Source organism: Peribacillus sp. FSL E2-0218 (genome assembly GCF_037992945.1).
In the GTDB taxonomy this organism is placed as follows: domain Bacteria; phylum Bacillota; class Bacilli; order Bacillales; family DSM-1321; genus Peribacillus; species Peribacillus simplex_B.
On the sequence record NZ_CP150304.1, the window covers coordinates 15,001 to 30,000 of the forward strand.

At 43.3% G+C, this 15,000-nt stretch carries 14 protein-coding genes, 1 tRNA gene, 2 rRNA genes, 1 other RNA gene and 1 other annotated feature (2 of these 19 cut by a window edge); of the genes, 13 read left to right on the plus strand and 5 right to left on the minus strand.

What is annotated here, in order from left to right:
* Positions 1 to 573, plus strand: a 23S ribosomal RNA gene (locus MHI53_RS00060) (it extends 2,360 nt beyond the left edge of the window).
* 62 nt (positions 574 to 635) lie between these two features.
* A 5S ribosomal RNA gene (gene rrf / locus MHI53_RS00065) occupies positions 636 to 751 on the plus strand.
* A gap of 73 nt (positions 752 to 824) precedes the next feature.
* Here rrf and MHI53_RS00070 read toward each other — a convergent pair.
* On the minus strand, positions 825 to 1,790 hold the full coding sequence (locus tag MHI53_RS00070) for a YaaC family protein (RefSeq protein WP_340372553.1): 966 nt from the start codon (positions 1,788 to 1,790) through the stop codon (positions 825 to 827).
* 112 nt (positions 1,791 to 1,902) lie between these two features.
* Between MHI53_RS00070 and guaB the strand changes: the two genes are divergently transcribed.
* The 3 genes from guaB to serS all read left to right on the plus strand — a co-directional run bounded on the left by guaB (position 1,903) and on the right by serS (position 6,497).
* Positions 1,903 to 3,366, plus strand: coding sequence for an IMP dehydrogenase (gene guaB / locus MHI53_RS00075; RefSeq protein ID WP_061140635.1), 1,464 nt, complete (start codon positions 1,903 to 1,905; stop codon positions 3,364 to 3,366).
* Between the two features lie 174 nt (positions 3,367 to 3,540).
* Positions 3,541 to 4,860: a D-alanyl-D-alanine carboxypeptidase family protein gene (locus MHI53_RS00080; protein ID WP_340372554.1), complete on the plus strand. Its 1,320-nt coding sequence runs from the start codon at positions 3,541 to 3,543 to the stop codon at positions 4,858 to 4,860.
* Between the two features lie 68 nt (positions 4,861 to 4,928).
* Positions 4,929 to 5,155 (plus strand) — a binding site (T-box leader).
* A gap of 64 nt (positions 5,156 to 5,219) precedes the next feature.
* Positions 5,220 to 6,497 carry a serine--tRNA ligase gene (gene serS / locus MHI53_RS00085; RefSeq protein ID WP_061140634.1) on the plus strand — a complete coding sequence of 426 codons (1,278 nt, stop codon included), beginning with the start codon at positions 5,220 to 5,222 and terminating at the stop codon, positions 6,495 to 6,497.
* Between the two features lie 158 nt (positions 6,498 to 6,655).
* Here serS and MHI53_RS00090 read toward each other — a convergent pair whose 3' ends face one another.
* Complete coding sequence (locus tag MHI53_RS00090) at positions 6,656 to 8,014, minus strand: IS1182 family transposase (RefSeq protein ID WP_340371732.1); 1,359 nt, start codon at positions 8,012 to 8,014, stop codon at positions 6,656 to 6,658.
* Positions 8,015 to 8,285: 271 nt separating this feature from the next.
* Between MHI53_RS00090 and MHI53_RS00095 the strand changes: the two genes are divergently transcribed.
* Positions 8,286 to 8,378: transfer RNA gene (locus tag MHI53_RS00095), tRNA-Ser, on the plus strand.
* 278 nt (positions 8,379 to 8,656) lie between these two features.
* On the opposite strand, the gene MHI53_RS00100 is transcribed toward MHI53_RS00095, so the two are convergent.
* From MHI53_RS00100 to MHI53_RS00110, 3 genes are all read right to left on the minus strand, one after another.
* The gene (locus MHI53_RS00100; protein WP_061143386.1) at positions 8,657 to 9,328 is read right to left on the minus strand and encodes a deoxynucleoside kinase; all 672 of its coding nucleotides are present in this window, start codon (positions 9,326 to 9,328) and stop codon (positions 8,657 to 8,659) included.
* Complete coding sequence (locus MHI53_RS00105; protein WP_061143385.1) at positions 9,306 to 9,965, minus strand: deoxynucleoside kinase; 660 nt, start codon at positions 9,963 to 9,965, stop codon at positions 9,306 to 9,308. Before MHI53_RS00105 ends, MHI53_RS00100 begins: the two co-directional genes overlap by 23 nt.
* 174 nt (positions 9,966 to 10,139) lie before the next feature.
* Complete coding sequence (locus MHI53_RS00110) at positions 10,140 to 10,685, minus strand: isochorismatase family cysteine hydrolase (RefSeq protein ID WP_061143384.1); 546 nt, start codon at positions 10,683 to 10,685, stop codon at positions 10,140 to 10,142.
* Positions 10,686 to 10,825: 140 nt separating this feature from the next.
* Between MHI53_RS00110 and tadA the strand changes: the two genes are divergently transcribed.
* From tadA to MHI53_RS00145, 7 genes are all read left to right on the plus strand, one after another.
* Positions 10,826 to 11,323: a tRNA adenosine(34) deaminase TadA gene (gene tadA / locus MHI53_RS00115; RefSeq protein WP_340373629.1), complete on the plus strand. Its 498-nt coding sequence runs from the start codon at positions 10,826 to 10,828 to the stop codon at positions 11,321 to 11,323.
* A 118-nt stretch (positions 11,324 to 11,441) separates the two neighbouring features.
* Positions 11,442 to 11,706: signal recognition particle sRNA large type (gene ffs, locus MHI53_RS00120), an RNA gene on the plus strand.
* Positions 11,707 to 11,888: 182 nt separating this feature from the next.
* On the plus strand, positions 11,889 to 13,577 hold the full coding sequence (gene dnaX, locus MHI53_RS00125; protein WP_061143382.1) for a DNA polymerase III subunit gamma/tau: 1,689 nt from the start codon (positions 11,889 to 11,891) through the stop codon (positions 13,575 to 13,577).
* Positions 13,578 to 13,598: 21 nt separating this feature from the next.
* Positions 13,599 to 13,916, plus strand: coding sequence for a YbaB/EbfC family nucleoid-associated protein (locus MHI53_RS00130; protein WP_053348895.1), 318 nt, complete (start codon positions 13,599 to 13,601; stop codon positions 13,914 to 13,916).
* Between the two features lie 60 nt (positions 13,917 to 13,976).
* Positions 13,977 to 14,573 (plus strand): recombination mediator RecR, encoded by a 597-nt coding sequence (gene recR / locus MHI53_RS00135; RefSeq protein WP_034316264.1) that lies wholly within the window; start codon positions 13,977 to 13,979, stop codon positions 14,571 to 14,573.
* A gap of 20 nt (positions 14,574 to 14,593) precedes the next feature.
* Positions 14,594 to 14,812 (plus strand): YaaL family protein, encoded by a 219-nt coding sequence (locus MHI53_RS00140; RefSeq protein ID WP_061143381.1) that lies wholly within the window; start codon positions 14,594 to 14,596, stop codon positions 14,810 to 14,812.
* A 110-nt stretch (positions 14,813 to 14,922) separates the two neighbouring features.
* On the plus strand, positions 14,923 to 15,000 hold the start of the coding sequence (locus MHI53_RS00145; RefSeq protein ID WP_061143380.1) for a pro-sigmaK processing inhibitor BofA family protein. It continues 186 nt past the right edge of the window; only the first 78 of its 264 coding nucleotides appear in the window; the start codon lies at positions 14,923 to 14,925; the stop codon falls past the right edge of the window.

Here is a 15,000-nt window from a genome sequence, read left to right on the forward strand (position 1 = left end):
AAAGGCACAAGGGAGCTTGACTGCGAGACCTACAAGTCGAGCAGGGACGAAAGTCGGGCTTAGTGATCCGGTGGTTCCGCATGGAAGGGCCATCGCTCAACGGATAAAAGCTACCCCGGGGATAACAGGCTTATCTCCCCCAAGAGTCCACATCGACGGGGAGGTTTGGCACCTCGATGTCGGCTCATCGCATCCTGGGGCTGTAGTCGGTCCCAAGGGTTGGGCTGTTCGCCCATTAAAGCGGTACGCGAGCTGGGTTCAGAACGTCGTGAGACAGTTCGGTCCCTATCCGTCGCGGGCGCAGGAAATTTGAGAGGAGCTGTCCTTAGTACGAGAGGACCGGGATGGACGCACCGCTGGTGTACCAGTTGTCTTGCCAAAGGCATAGCTGGGTAGCTACGTGCGGACGGGATAAGTGCTGAAAGCATCTAAGCATGAAGCCCCCCTCAAGATGAGATTTCCCATGGCGCAAGCTAGTAAGATCCCTGAAAGATGATCAGGTTGATAGGTCAGAGGTGGAAGCGTGGCGACATGTGGAGCTGACTGATACTAATAGATCGAGGACTTAACCAACGCTTTAAAAAATGAAATGCCTTCTTATTATCTAGTTTTGAAGGAACAACGTTCCTCATATGTTTGGTGGCGATAGCGAAGAGGTCACACCCGTTCCCATTCCGAACACGGCAGTTAAGCTCTTCAGCGCCGATGGTAGTTGGGGGTCTCCCCCTGTGAGAGTAGGACGCCGCCAAGCCATTAGAAAAAAGATCAGCCACCTCGGCTGGTCTTTTTTCGCATTGTTTCGGTTTCTAAAATAGGCGGAAGCATCAATTGACGAACCTTTCGGACTTCAGCCATTCAAATATTAGTAATGGCACCTTAGCTTGGCTTATTTTGAGGAATTGCACAATACAGGGGTAATCATCGTTAGGCATTGTTTTCAGCAGTTCTGCCCACCATTCTGTTTCATAACGGGCTATTATACTAAGATTATAAGAAATCAAATAATGCAGCAAAAGTTCAGGTAATGAAAAAGCTGCCGAATCTTTATTGATTGATAGCATGAACTGCCCTTCTGCCCAATTGAAGCGAATCGGAGAAGAGGCATTATGCATGAGGGTGTGATCAGGTTTTAGCAGGAGGGCTCCAGAAGCTTCCTCAATATGGTACACTTGATTCGTTCTGGAGTTTAAAAACTCCTCCAAACGGCTGCTGGACATCCGGTAGTTATCCAGTACGGCTGGGGGTAATTGAAAACAATCGGAGTTCTGCAAGAGAGGAATGAAGTTATTCCGGGAAGCGGACCATGAGAAGGTTTCCATATCCGGAATTTCCTTCAATAGGGTAGCCATGGAATACTTTTCACCTTCTAGATGCCTGATATGGAACATTTTTTCGGCAATGCAGGTGAAAAGCCCATTCTTTTGCGTTTTCACTTCATCCTTTAAAAACTCGTATTGCTGCTTTTTTCTTTTTCTCGTCGTGACCCCGTGGGCAAGTAAGGAAGTCGATTCAGGGTAGTTAGGGTCAATCGTGAGCAGGCAGGCTTTAAGCAGTTGAGCAAAACCATAAAATGATAGGATTGGCTGTATCGAAAGCGGAGATATGGCCGCCTGTTTATAATAAGTTTTTGCATGTTCCAAGTGATATATGAATGGATAACAATTTTCGTAACTTTTCATTTCCGCATCTGCAATTTTTTCATGGTTGTAACACTTTTGTAAAAAAAGTTGTGAGGAAGATGCGGAAAAAAAAGGGGTATATTTATCGAAATTATCATTGTTTTCAGGCATTGCAGCTTCTCCTTCTAATTAATAGAATAATCAAACATTTACTTCTCTTCTTGACAGTAGTATGTCCTATTGATAACCTACAAATAATATTTTTAAGCAGGAGGGGAAAATAATGTGGGAAAATAAATTTGCAAAAGAGGGTTTAACCTTTGATGATGTCCTATTAATTCCAGCGAAATCAGAGGTTTTACCGAAAGATGTTAACCTTCAAGTCAGTTTAGCCGAAAATCTGAAGCTAAACCTTCCTATCATCAGCGCAGGAATGGATACCGTGACAGAGGCTGAGATGGCGATTGCCATGGCTCGTCAGGGCGGACTCGGCATCATTCATAAAAATATGTCGATTGAAGCACAAGCTGAGCTAGTTGATAAAGTAAAGCGTTCAGAAAGCGGCGTAATTACTGATCCGTTCTTCTTAACCCCAGATCACCAAGTATTTGATGCAGAGCATTTGATGGGCAAATATCGGATTTCAGGTGTGCCTGTCGTAAACAATATCGAAGATCAAAAGCTTGTTGGTATCATTACTAACCGTGATTTGCGATTTATTTCCGATTTCTCCTTGAAGATTTCCAGTGTCATGACGGTAGAAAACCTTGTGACAGCGCCTGTGGGAACCAACTTGGAGCAAGCTGAGAAAATTCTTCAAAAATATAAAATAGAAAAGCTTCCCCTTGTAGATGATCATGGCGTTCTTAAAGGACTTATTACGATCAAGGATATCGAGAAGGTCATTGAGTTCCCGAACTCAGCTAAAGATAAGCAAGGAAGATTGCTTGCAGGTGCTGCTGTCGGTGTGACCAAAGATACGATGAAGCGTGTAGAAATGCTTGTGAAGTCCCACGTCGATGCAATTGTCCTTGATACTGCCCACGGTCACTCTGCTGGAGTTCTGGATGTGGTGAAGGAGATCCGCGAGACATATCCAGAATTAACGATAATTGCCGGTAACGTGGCAACTGCCGAAGGAACGAAAGCATTGATCGAAGCTGGAGCCGACGTGGTGAAGGTTGGAATCGGTCCTGGTTCAATCTGTACGACAAGGGTTGTAGCCGGTGTAGGCGTCCCTCAAATCACGGCAGTCTTCGATTGTGCGACGGAAGCAAGAAAACATGGTAAGACGATCATCGCCGATGGCGGGATTAAATACTCTGGAGATATCGTTAAAGCACTAGCGGCAGGAGGACATGCAGTCATGCTCGGCAGCATGCTTGCCGGTGTAACCGAGAGCCCGGGCGAAACGGAAATCTTCCAAGGCCGCCGCTTTAAAGTATATCGCGGCATGGGTTCTGTAGCTGCCATGGAAAAGGGATCTAAAGACCGTTACTTCCAAGAGGATAATAAGAAATTCGTTCCGGAAGGCATTGAAGGCCGCCTTCCATACAAAGGACCATTATCCGATACGATCTTCCAACTGCTAGGTGGCATTCGTTCCGGAATGGGTTATTGCGGTACAGCGACATTGGAGGAATTGAGGGAAAACTCCCAATTCGTGAAAATGACTGGTGCCGGATTAAGAGAAAGTCATCCACATGATGTCCAAATTACAAAAGAAGCACCGAACTATTCCTTGTAATGATTTTAACATCTAACCGTCATTAAAATTTATTGTGAAAATAGACAGAGTCCTCGATTACTCTGTCTATTTTTTTTATTTTTTCTGTGATAAACTAGACAAGGTGTCAAGGGAATTACATAAAGATTTTTCTTTGTTAATAGAGATTAGCTTAAAAGTTGGAGGTATTGGAAATTGAAAAAAATCAGCAAGATAACCCTCATTTTCACTTTTGTTTTTGTTCTTGTTATGTCGCAATTTGCCTATCAACCGGGGGAAGCTGTTGCTGAATCTGATAATTTAGGTTTAAAAGCAGAAGCAGCCATCATAATTGATGGTAAAACAGGTCAAATCGTGTATGAAAAAAATGCCGATAAAGTATTGGGCATCGCTTCCATGTCAAAAATGATGACTGAGTACATCATAATGGAGTCCATTAAAAATGGGAAAATCAGTTGGGATCAAAAAGTAAAAATCAATAAGTATGTGCATGATCTTTCAAAAGCACCGAATCTGTCGAATGTTGGTTTGACGGAAGGTGAGGACTATACAGTTAAAGAACTTTATCAAGCTATGGCCATCTATTCAGGAAATGCAGCGACAGTTGCATTGGCTCAGCTTGTTTCCGGAAGTGAAAAGAATTTCGTTAAATTAATGAACGAAAGAGCAAGTAAATTAGGCTTGAAAAATCATAGATTCGTAAATGCCAGCGGTTTGAACAATTCCGATTTATTGGGGGAATACCCTACCGGTAAAGCAGATGATGAAAACGTCATGACAGCGAAGGATACTGCTCTGCTTGCCTATCGTCTTATCAACGATTATCCTGAGGTATTAAAAATCGCCAGCATCTCCAAATTGAAATTCCGAGATGGTAAGGAATATCCGAACTTCAACTGGATGCTGCCAGGCCTTATATTCGAATATAAAGGCGTGGATGGGCTGAAAACGGGATCCACTGATTATGCCGGCTATGGCCATACAGGTACGGTCATACGGGATGGTCAACGCTATATCACGGTCGTCATGAAGTCCACTAATAAGAATGAACGTTTTGCCGACAGCACCAAGCTGATGAACTATGCGTATTCAACCTTCAAAAAAGAAAAAGTCCTTCCAGCCAAGTATCAGGTGAAAGGGGAAGAAACCCTTTCGGTTGTTAAAGGTAAGGAAAAAAGCGTCAAGATTGAATCAGAAAAAGCAATTGAGCTGCTAGTTGAAAATGGCGGTAAAGATAACTATAAAACCGATCTAGTGATCGATAAAAACAAATTGAACGAAGCCGGTAAGCTGACGGCACCAATCAAAAAAGGTGAAAAGCTCGGTTACATCACCGTCACTCCTAAAAAGGGCGAAGATTACGGGTACATTAACGGCAATTCAACAAAAGTTAATGTCGTAGCTGCCGAAACGGTAGAAAAAGCAAATTGGTTCGTATTATCCATGCGGGCAGTTGGCGGATTCTTCGGGGATGTATGGAGCAGTGTAGCTTCTACTGTTAAAGGTTGGTTTTAATATTCGTGTATAAAAGTGTTGCGTAATGTATAAAATTATAGTACATTATGGAAAACAATCCGATACGAACAAAAGCAATGACAGGAATTAGTAACAATGATTTCTTTCCGAAGAGAGCCGGTGGTTGGTGGAAACCGGTGTGAGAATTTTGTGAATCCCTCCTGGAGTAGAGTATGGAAAGCCCCTTTTGGGCCAGTAATTACTTTCGGTTAAAAGCCGTTATCTTGGTAAGTGGTAGGCAGTTTTCATATGCCTTCAACTAGGGTGGCAACGCGGGTTAACTCTCGTCCCTTCTTTAGGGGACGGGAGTTTTTTGCGTTCTTTTATAGATCATAAAAATAAGAAGGAGGAATTGAAAAATGTTGGATTTGAAATATGTGAGAAATAATTTTGAAGAAGTAAAACGAGTACTGCAATTCAGAGGAGAAGACTTAACCGATTTAGGGAAATTCGAGGAGCTTGATGTGAAGCGCCGCACGCTGATTGCCGAAACGGAAAAATTGAAAAGCAAAAGGAATGAAGTTTCTCAGCAAGTGGCCGTCTTGAAAAGAGAGAAAAAGGATGCGGATCAGATGATTTCCGAAATGCGTGAAGTCGGCGATCGAATCAAAGGGTTCGATGATGAGCTTCGTGAAGTGGAGGGCAGATTAGACACGTTACTGCTTTCCATCCCCAATATCCCTCATGAAAGTGTGCCGGTGGGAGAGACGGAAGACGATAATGTCGAAATTCGCAAATGGGGCGAAGTGCCTGAGTTCAAGTTTGAACCTAAACCGCATTGGGATGTAGCTGGAGATTTAGGTATCCTTGATTTTGAAAGGGCGGCTAAGGTGACTGGAAGCCGATTTGTTTTTTATAAAGGTCTTGGCGCTCGACTGGAGCGCGCCTTAATCAGCTTCATGCTGGATCTTCATGTCGAAGAGCACGGCTATGAGGAAATGCTGCCTCCATATATGGTGAACCGTGCAAGCATGACGGGCACTGGTCAATTGCCTAAATTCGAGGAAGATGCCTTTCGGATCGAAAGTGAAGATTACTTCTTGATTCCTACAGCCGAGGTGCCTGTGACGAATTACCACCGTGATGAAATTATGAGTGGCGATGACCTGCCGATTAGCTATGCGGCATTTAGCGCTTCTTTCCGATCCGAAGCTGGATCTGCCGGACGGGATACCCGCGGGTTGATTCGTCAGCATCAGTTCAACAAGGTTGAATTAGTGAAATTCGTGAAGCCGGAAGATTCTTATGCAGCGTTGGAGACTCTTACAGGTCATGCAGAAAAAGTCCTGCAATTGCTGGGCCTTCCATATCGGGTGCTAAGCATGTGCACGGGCGATCTTGGTTTCACGGCTGCCAAGAAGTATGATATCGAGGTTTGGATTCCGAGCTACGGTACGTATCGTGAAATTTCTTCTTGCAGTAACTTTGAAGCATTCCAGGCTAGGCGGGCCAATATTCGCTTCAGACGTGATGCAAAAGGCAAACCGGAGCACGTTCATACATTAAACGGTTCTGGTTTGGCGATTGGCCGTACTGTTGCAGCCCTTTTGGAGAATTATCAACAGGAAGATGGCAGTGTAATCATTCCTGAAGTATTAAGGCCGTATATGCGCGGTGCGGAAGTCATTAAACCGTAAGTTTTCAGCGAATGCAAGAAAATCAGCCTCCTTAGAAAAGAGGCTGATTCAGTTTGTAGACAAAAGGGGTTCGGAATTAAAAAATTCCGAACCCCTTTTGAAATTCCTTTGAAATTTTGACCAAAGGTTACGAGATTTGGGCTCTTCGAGCCACTATGTTAAGCCGTTTTAGGACCTTGCCATGTCCAAGTGGCCATCTTCTTTACATTCATGGCAGCGAAAGTAAGCATCGCCTGCATCGACAATTTTTTAAGTCCCCTTAAAGTAGTCCAACGCATACCATGCTTTTCTTTTGCATCTGCGAATACACGCTCAATCGTTTCTTTGCGTTTCGCATATATAGGTTTTACCTCTTGATGATGACGCAGATGATCTGCTTCTTCCACATATGCTTGCCAGATATGCCGTGTCACTACTTTTTGATGGTCTTTGCTTTCCGTACACCGTGATAAAAATGAGCATGTTGCACAAATTTGTTTTGGCGATTTGTACTCGCGATAGCCCTCTTTATTTGTTGTTGAGTACTTTAAAGTTTCTCCCGAAGGGCAAAGGTAACAATCAAAGTGTTCATCGTAAACATAGTCATGTTTGCGAAAGAATCCTTCTTTTGTACGAGGACGTGTATAGGGTAAAGCAGGTGTGATTTCTTTGTTAAATAGGTAGCTTGTAATCGCTGGTGTTTTATAAGCTGCATCTGCGGCAACTGCTTCTGGTTTTCCAACTTTCTCAATCACTTGCTCAACAAGTGGCTCCAAAATATGACTGTCATGTGTATTACCAGGTGTTACAATCGTTCCCAATACAAAACCGTTGCCGTCTGCGGCCGCATGGAATGAATAGGCAAACTGTTTTGTTCGTTCATCTTTCACATAGTAGCCACTCTCAGGATCCGTAGTACTTTCTTTAATTGCTTTGGTTTCTTCCTTATCAAATTTATCTGGTGGAAAAGGCTTCTTTCCATGGTTTTCACGATCTTGATTGATTTCTTCTTGAAGACGTCCTTGATACGCTCGTGTTTCTTTACGAACGATTTTCTTTTCAAATTTCCGTTTATTCGCACTGGCTTTCACATGGGTGGAATCCACGAAAACGTGTTCTACACTTATTACCTTTTTATTAGCAGCTGTCATTAAAATGCGACAGAAAATCTGTTCAAACAGGTCTGTATCTTTAAAGCGTCGCTCATAATTTTTTCCGAACGTAGAGAAATGAGGCACTTTATCATGGAAACCATAGCCTAAGAACCAACGATAAGCCATATTGGTTTCAACTTCTTCAATCGTTTTACGCATGGAACGAATACCGAAGGTATATTGAATGAAAGTCAGTTTAACTAAAATAACTGGATCAATACTTGGGCGTCCTACCTCTGAGTACATATCTTTCACCAAGTCATAAATGAAAGTGAAGTCAATGGCAGCCTCCATTTTACGAACCAAATGGTTCGGTGGCACCAGTTGATCTAAAGTAATCATTTCAAGTTGATCTCGCTGAATAGAATCATGTTTAGAAAGCATCCTCATCACCTCAAGTTTTAATCCTTCAATTTTAAAACAAAAATGACTCCAGTCAAAAGTGTTCTATCTAAAAGGAAATCAACGTCTAAATTGTACAGGCCATAAAAATAGACAAACTCGATTTTCATCGAGTTTGTCTACAGTCTGAATCAGCCTCCTTAGAAAAGAGGCTGATTTTCCTTTTTATATGCGTATTAAAATTATTTCAAAAAAACGTTCAAGAGTGCTTGACTTTGATTTTAAATCGTTGTATTATAATAAATGTTGATACGGAGGTATACCCAAGTTCGGCTGAAGGGATCGGTCTTGAAAACCGACAGGGGAGTCAAATCCCGCGGGGGTTCGAATCCCTCTACCTCCTCCATAACTTATTAATAACCACAGCGCATAAATTGGATATCGATGAATCCCGTTACAGAAATGTAACGGGATTTTTGTTTTCTGCTATATTATTTGCCCGCCCTTTTTAGGAAATGCTCTATCGCGTGCTGCAAATGCAGCCGGCACTTCAGGCATGCTTGAAAGGTCTTTGTTTGGCAAAGGCTTTATGTCTTTTTACTCCCTCCTCTTGGCAGAAAAAAAACGGCACTTTGGAATGATTAGATTGCATCTAACGCTTCCGAAGTGCCGTTCAATTATCGTTTACCTATTTCGTAATAAACTGGTTTGCTCCATATAATCGGCAATCCGCTTTATGAGTGGTTCGATGCTCGCTTCATCCTGCATGAGGTCATATTCGTTTATATTCAAGCGAAGGACAGGGCATGCATTGAATTGATCGATCCATTCTTCATAACGGCCATGCATCTCCTGCCAGTATTCAATCGGGGTATGCTGCTCCATTGGCCGTCCGCGTTCCTGGATCCGTTCAAGGATATCGTCGAGTGACCCTTCAAGATAAATCAGTAAATCAGGATGTGGGAAGTAGGGCGTCATAACCATGGCGTTGAAAAGGCTTGTGTATGTTTCGTAGTCCACTTCATTCATTGTCCCTTTTTCATAGTGCATTTTTGCAAATATACCGGTGTCTTCATAAATGGAACGGTCTTGGATGAAGCCTCCGCCATATTCAAAGATTTTCTTTTGTTCTTTAAACCGTTCAGCGAGGAAATAGATTTGCAGGTGGAAACTCCAACGATCAAAATCATCGTAAAATTTATCCAGGTAGGGGTTCGTATCAACCTTTTCAAAGGATGTCCTGAATTGAAGGGCATCGGCTAACGCATTGGTCATGGTCGATTTTCCTACGCCTACCGTCCCTGCTATCGTAATGACGGCGTTGTTTGGAATATTATATTTCTTTCGTAAGTTCATTTGAATTTACTCCTTTTTGCAGGGCATTCTCTATTTGGCTGATTATCGTTTTTAAATCATCCTTGTTCCCGACGAAATCCAGTTCATCTCCGTTAAAGGTTAGAACAGGAATGTCAGGGTGTTGTTTCTCGAACCTTTCCATGAAGGTCTGATAATCCGCCGATAACTGCTCTAAATAAATGGACGATATATTCTTTTCGATCTCACGTCCTCTTTTGCCGATTCGGGTAAGAAGAGTGTCCAGACTTGCATGTAAGTAAATAACCATATTAGGTCTTGGCATATCGCGGGTTAAAATATTGAATATTTCAAGATATTTATTGTACTGTTCGTTTTTTAACGTTCGCTCAGCAAATATCAAGTTCTTGAATATATGGTAATCAGCCACCACGGCCTGGTCTTTAGTGAGATACTTTTTTTCGATATCTTCCAATTGTTTATACCGGTTACATAGAAAAAACATCTCTGTTTGGAAGCTCCACTCTTCGATGTTGTCGTAGAATTTCCCGAGAAATGGATTTTCATCTACAATTTCCTTCAATAGTGATATGTGAAAGTGTTCTGCAATAATTTTTGCCAGTGATGTTTTTCCCACGCCGATTGGACCTTCGACTGTGATAAATGGGGTGGATTTCATCCAATCTGTCCTCCTTCAATGAGGTATCAAGCTGCAATTCCCAGTTTATTAGGTTTTTCAGCCAAGAGATATTGTATCACAGACTCGGGACTTTAGTGATATTTTTGTCAGGTTGATAATGAAGGAGAATGCAAGATTGTTTAACGGGGAGCTTCGGAAGGCGGACTTGCTGCCTTATCCATCCCCGCTTTTCCTGATGGAAGCCTTGAGGACATGGTCCATCATCTTTAGGGCATAATTGTTATCTTCCTTTGATGCCGACGCGATGCAATCCTCGGGTATCCATAATTGATATTCCCTCATATAGGCATCATTGGCCGTAAAAAGCACGCAGATATTGCCAGCTATCCCCGTGATGATCAAGGTTTCGACCTTCAGCCGTTTGAGCAGGGTATTGAGGGCTGTCCCATAAAATGCAGAATGTTTCGGTTTGATGAGGAAGAACTCATCCTGCTGTGGCTTTATCCTCTCGATCAAAGAGGCATTGCCATCATTTTTGCACCTGTCGATTATTTTATCGAAGTCGGCCTGCCATAAATCATAATGATCATTGATATAGATGATCGGGAAGCCTTTTTCTTTCATCCGTTTTTTTATCTTTAAGATCGGATCGATGATCAGCTCCGTATGTTCAAGGAGCATATCACCGTGCTTGAACTGAAAATCATTGATCATATCAATGATGAGCAAGGCGAAGGACGTTGATTCGTGTCGTTTCATGGTATATCCTCCTTGTATGGTGATCATTTACTTGCGGCTCATATGCAGCTTGCGTTACTATTCATTAGAATAAGTAGTATGACCTTTATTTTGTCTTATATTTGTCTGTTTACTCCTACTTAATATGAGGGGGTTTTTTTATCAAGGATGATGTGTATTACATGAATTTAGCCTTAGAGGAAGCGAAAAAGGCACAGAGTTTGAATGAAGTCCCGATCGGCGCCTTAATCGTGATAAATGATCAAGTCATTTCGACGGGGCATAACCTGAGGGAGACGGAGCAGAATGCAACGGCGCATGCGGAGCTGCTTGCGATTAACGAAGCGTGCCGTGCTGCCGGCAGTTGGCGGCTTGAGGACGCGACGTTATATGTGACCCTTGAACCATGCCCCATGTGTGCGGGTGCGATTCTGCAGTCCAGGATAAGGCGGGTCGTTTTTGGTGCGCATGATCCGAAGGCTGGCTGTGCCGGTACATTCATGGATTTGCTCCAAGATGAACGGTTCAATCATCAATGTCAGGTAACGAGTGGTGTATTGGCAGAGGAGTGCGGCGGGATATTGACTGCTTTCTTTAAAGAGCTCAGGAATCGCAAGAAGGCCATCAAAAAAGAGAAGGCCCTCAAGAGTGAAGAATGAAATAATGCACCGCTCCATTTGATCTAACCGTTCAATGAACAACACTTGCGTTTTTTTTGTTACCTTAGTATAATGAATTATGCGTCGTTAAGACGCTTGAAAATTGGTATCACATTTGCCGTGCTAGACGGGGAGGTAGCGGTGCCCTGTACTCGCAATCCGCTCTAGCGAGGTTGAATTCCTTCTCGAGGTTAGCATTCTGTAGGGTCTGCCTTAAGTAAGTGGTGTTGACGCCCGGGTCCTGCGCAATGGGTCTCCATGAACCATGTCAGGTCCGGAAGGAAGCAGCATTAAGTGGAAGTTCTCATGTGCCGCAGGGTTGCCTGGGCCGAGCTAACTGCTTAAGTAACGCTTATGGTTGCTAATCGACAGAAGGTGCACGGCAGTTATTTTACATAATCAAAAAACTCATTCGTAGCGAGTGGGTTTTTTTTTGCGCAAAGAAAGTACATGACTTGGCTTTTCTTTAATAATCAGCGTTCCATTAATTTTCGATATAGACTTTGAAATTAAGGAAATCAGTAATGTATAATAAAAAAGATGGAGAAAACAAGGAGGGATTTCCGTGGGGTATCAAGCATTATACCGGGTATGGCGGCCACAGCAATTCATTGATGTAGTGGGGCAGGAACATGTGACGAAAACATTGCAGAATGCCTTGCTTTCCCAGAAGGTTTCGCACGCCTATTTATTCTCCGGTCCACGAGGAACAGGGAAAACGAGTGCTGCCAAAATTCTAGCAAAAGCAGTGAATTGTGAGCATGCCCCGACAAGCGAGCCCTGTAACGAATGTGCTACCTGCCGCGGAATCACTGATGGCTCCATATCAGATGTGATAGAAATTGATGCAGCATCCAATAATGGTGTCGAAGAAATCCGTGACATTCGTGATAAAGTGAAATATGCACCGAACGCGGTCACATATAAAGTTTATATCATCGATGAGGTACATATGCTTTCACAAGGTGCCTTCAATGCGCTGCTAAAGACATTGGAAGAACCTCCAAAGCACGTTATTTTCATTTTGGCGACGACCGAGCCGCATAAGATCCCGCTTACGATCATTTCCCGTTGCCAGCGATTTGATTTTAAAAGGATCCAGCCGCAAGATATAGTTGGCAGGATGTCACAAATCATTGCGGAAACGGGCGTTTCGTGTGATGAACAAGCATTGCATATCATAGCCAGGGCAGCCGAAGGTGGGATGCGGGATGCACTTAGCCTGCTTGATCAAGCTATTTCCTTCAGTTCGGAGACTGTAACGGTGGAAGATGCATTGACTGTCACAGGTTCAGTTTCGCAGGCATTTTTAAGTCGGCTGGCAAAAGCGATATATGATAAAGAAGTGGCAGTGGCCCTAGAGGTACTTGAAGAATTGCTGGCGATGGGGAAAGACCCGGCCAGGTTCATAGAAGACATGATTTATTATTTCCGCGACATGCTTTTGTATCAAACGGCACCAGCTCTGGCAGAATCCTTCGAACGAGTATTGATTGATCCCCAATTTAAAGAATTGGCGGAAGTGATCGCTTCGGAAACGATTTACTCCATTATCGAAAGCTTCAATCAAACCCAGCAGGATATGAAGTGGACTAACCATCCAAGGATTTTCCTGGAGGTTGCACTCGTCAAGCTATGCAATGAGCAGCGAGCGAATCAATTGGACAATGGCCAGATTCAGCAATTGCAGCTGAAAATCGAGGAGTTGGAGTCGAAGGTACAGGAAATGCAGAAAAACGGCATCCCCGCGGCCGTGACAGATAGACCTGCAGAACAGCCGAAAACGCAAAGGGCCGTTAAAAAGGCATATAAAGCGCCTTCCGGCAAGATCAATCAAGTTTTGAAACAGGCTACAAAGTCAGACCTCAATACTGTCAAAAGCAAGTGGGGGGAATTGCTTGAACAGTTAGGCATGCAAAATCAAAAGTCATTGGCAGCTTTATTGTCTGAGGCGGAACCTGTTGCTGCGTCAACTGAAGCTTTTGTGGTAAAATTCAAATATGATATTCATTGTCAAATGGCAATGGAAAATAACCGTTTCGTGGAAGTGATCGCCTCGATCATGCAGCAGTTGACCGGTCATCGAATGGAGATAGCCGGTGTTCCGGAGAGTCAGTGGCAAGGGTTGCGTGAGGACTTCATTTCAACCCAGCAGTTTGACGGTCCAGAAGAAACGGATTCAAAAGAAGAAGACCCTTTTATCGCGGAGGCTAGAAAATTAGTCGGCGATGATTTACTTGAAATTAAAGAATAATTGGAGGTTGGGAAAATGGGTATGCGTGGCGGTAATATGCAAAACATGATGAAACAAATGCAAAAGATGCAAAAGAAAATGGCGGAAGCACAAGAAGAACTAGGTGAAAAAAAGATTGAAGGCACTGCAGGAGGCGGAATGGTAACGGTTATCGTGACTGGCCATAAGGAAATAGTCGACGTGATCATCAAGCCGGAAGTTGTCGATCCAGATGATATCGATATGCTTCAGGATTTAGTCCTGGCTGCAACTAACGATGCCCTGAAAAAGGCAGAAGAGCTGACAAACCAAACGATGGGACAATTCACTAAAGGGATGAACCTTCCAGGCATGTTTTAAGCAAGTTTAAAAGAAACTTCCTTTCAGGGAGTTTCTTTTGAAATTTTTAGGAGGAATTCGATGCATTATCCAGAACCAATTTCCAAGCTCATTGATAGTTTTATGAAATTGCCGGGGATTGGGCCGAAAACGGCTGCGCGCTTAGCCTTTCATGTGTTGAGCATGAAGGAAGATACTGTTTTGGATTTTGCAAAAGCACTCGTCAACGCTAAGCGGAATCTGATGTATTGTTCAGTCTGCGGCCACATTACCGATCAAGATCCCTGTTATATCTGTGAAGACCAAAAGAGGGATAGGAGCTTGATTTGTGTTGTTCAAGACCCAAAAGATGTAATAGCCATGGAAAAGATGAGAGAATTCAATGGTTTGTATCATGTACTGCATGGCAGTATTTCACCGATGGACGGAATCGGTCCGGAAGATATAAATATTCCTGATTTATTGAAGCGCCTGCAAGATGAAACGGTGCTGGAGGTCATTTTGGCGACGAACCCCAACATTGAAGGCGAAGCGACAGCCATGTATATATCGCGGCTGCTGCGGCCATCGGGGATCAAAGTGACCCGCATAGCCCACGGTCTCCCTGTTGGCGGGGATTTGGAGTATGCGGATGAAGTGACGCTATCAAAAGCAATAGAAGGAAGAAGAGAAATATAAGATAGCTGGGAGGACTTCACTTGTTCTTTCGTAAAAAAAAGAGGCTTCGAAATGAATTCAATGAGTCATTGATGAAAGAGCTTGAACAATTGAAATGGAATTGGCATAATCAAAAATCATTGCTTGAAAAAAGCGTGGATCCATCCACGGAAGTAATCGCCCAGGCGAGGCTTGCGGAAGTGAAATATTTCTATTTATTTAAGGAAGTTAAAAGAAGGAATGTCCGCATTAAAAGGTGATGAGGGGATGGCTATGAAGGAATGCACTTCATAGTCATTTTTTTGTTTAAGTTCTTATTCCCAACCTATCTTCATATAAGTGTAGTACAAGCTTGCGGGGAGGAATGAGATTGGAACCTGTTGTCTTTGTTGCCGTAATCGGCGGCCTTATCTTAATGCTGCTCATCATCGGGGCGCCTTTGAGGCCT

Bases quoted from the DNA above. Each gene is read 5' to 3' on its own strand.
- MHI53_RS00070 (WP_340372553.1), bottom strand. From the start codon at position 1,790: ATGCCTGAAAACAATGATAATTTCGATAAATATACCCCTTTTTTTTCC.
- guaB (WP_061140635.1), top strand. From the start codon at position 1,903: ATGTGGGAAAATAAATTTGCAAAAGAGGGTTTAACCTTTGATGATGTC.
- serS (WP_061140634.1), top strand. From the start codon at position 5,220: ATGTTGGATTTGAAATATGTGAGAAATAATTTTGAAGAAGTAAAACGA.
- MHI53_RS00090 (WP_340371732.1), bottom strand. From the start codon at position 8,014: ATGCTTTCTAAACATGATTCTATTCAGCGAGATCAACTTGAAATGATT.
- MHI53_RS00100 (WP_061143386.1), bottom strand. From the start codon at position 9,328: ATGAACTTACGAAAGAAATATAATATTCCAAACAACGCCGTCATTACG.
- MHI53_RS00105 (WP_061143385.1), bottom strand. From the start codon at position 9,965: ATGAAATCCACCCCATTTATCACAGTCGAAGGTCCAATCGGCGTGGGA.
- MHI53_RS00110 (WP_061143384.1), bottom strand. From the start codon at position 10,685: ATGAAACGACACGAATCAACGTCCTTCGCCTTGCTCATCATTGATATG.
- MHI53_RS00130 (WP_053348895.1), top strand. From the start codon at position 13,599: ATGCGTGGCGGTAATATGCAAAACATGATGAAACAAATGCAAAAGATG.
- recR (WP_034316264.1), top strand. From the start codon at position 13,977: ATGCATTATCCAGAACCAATTTCCAAGCTCATTGATAGTTTTATGAAA.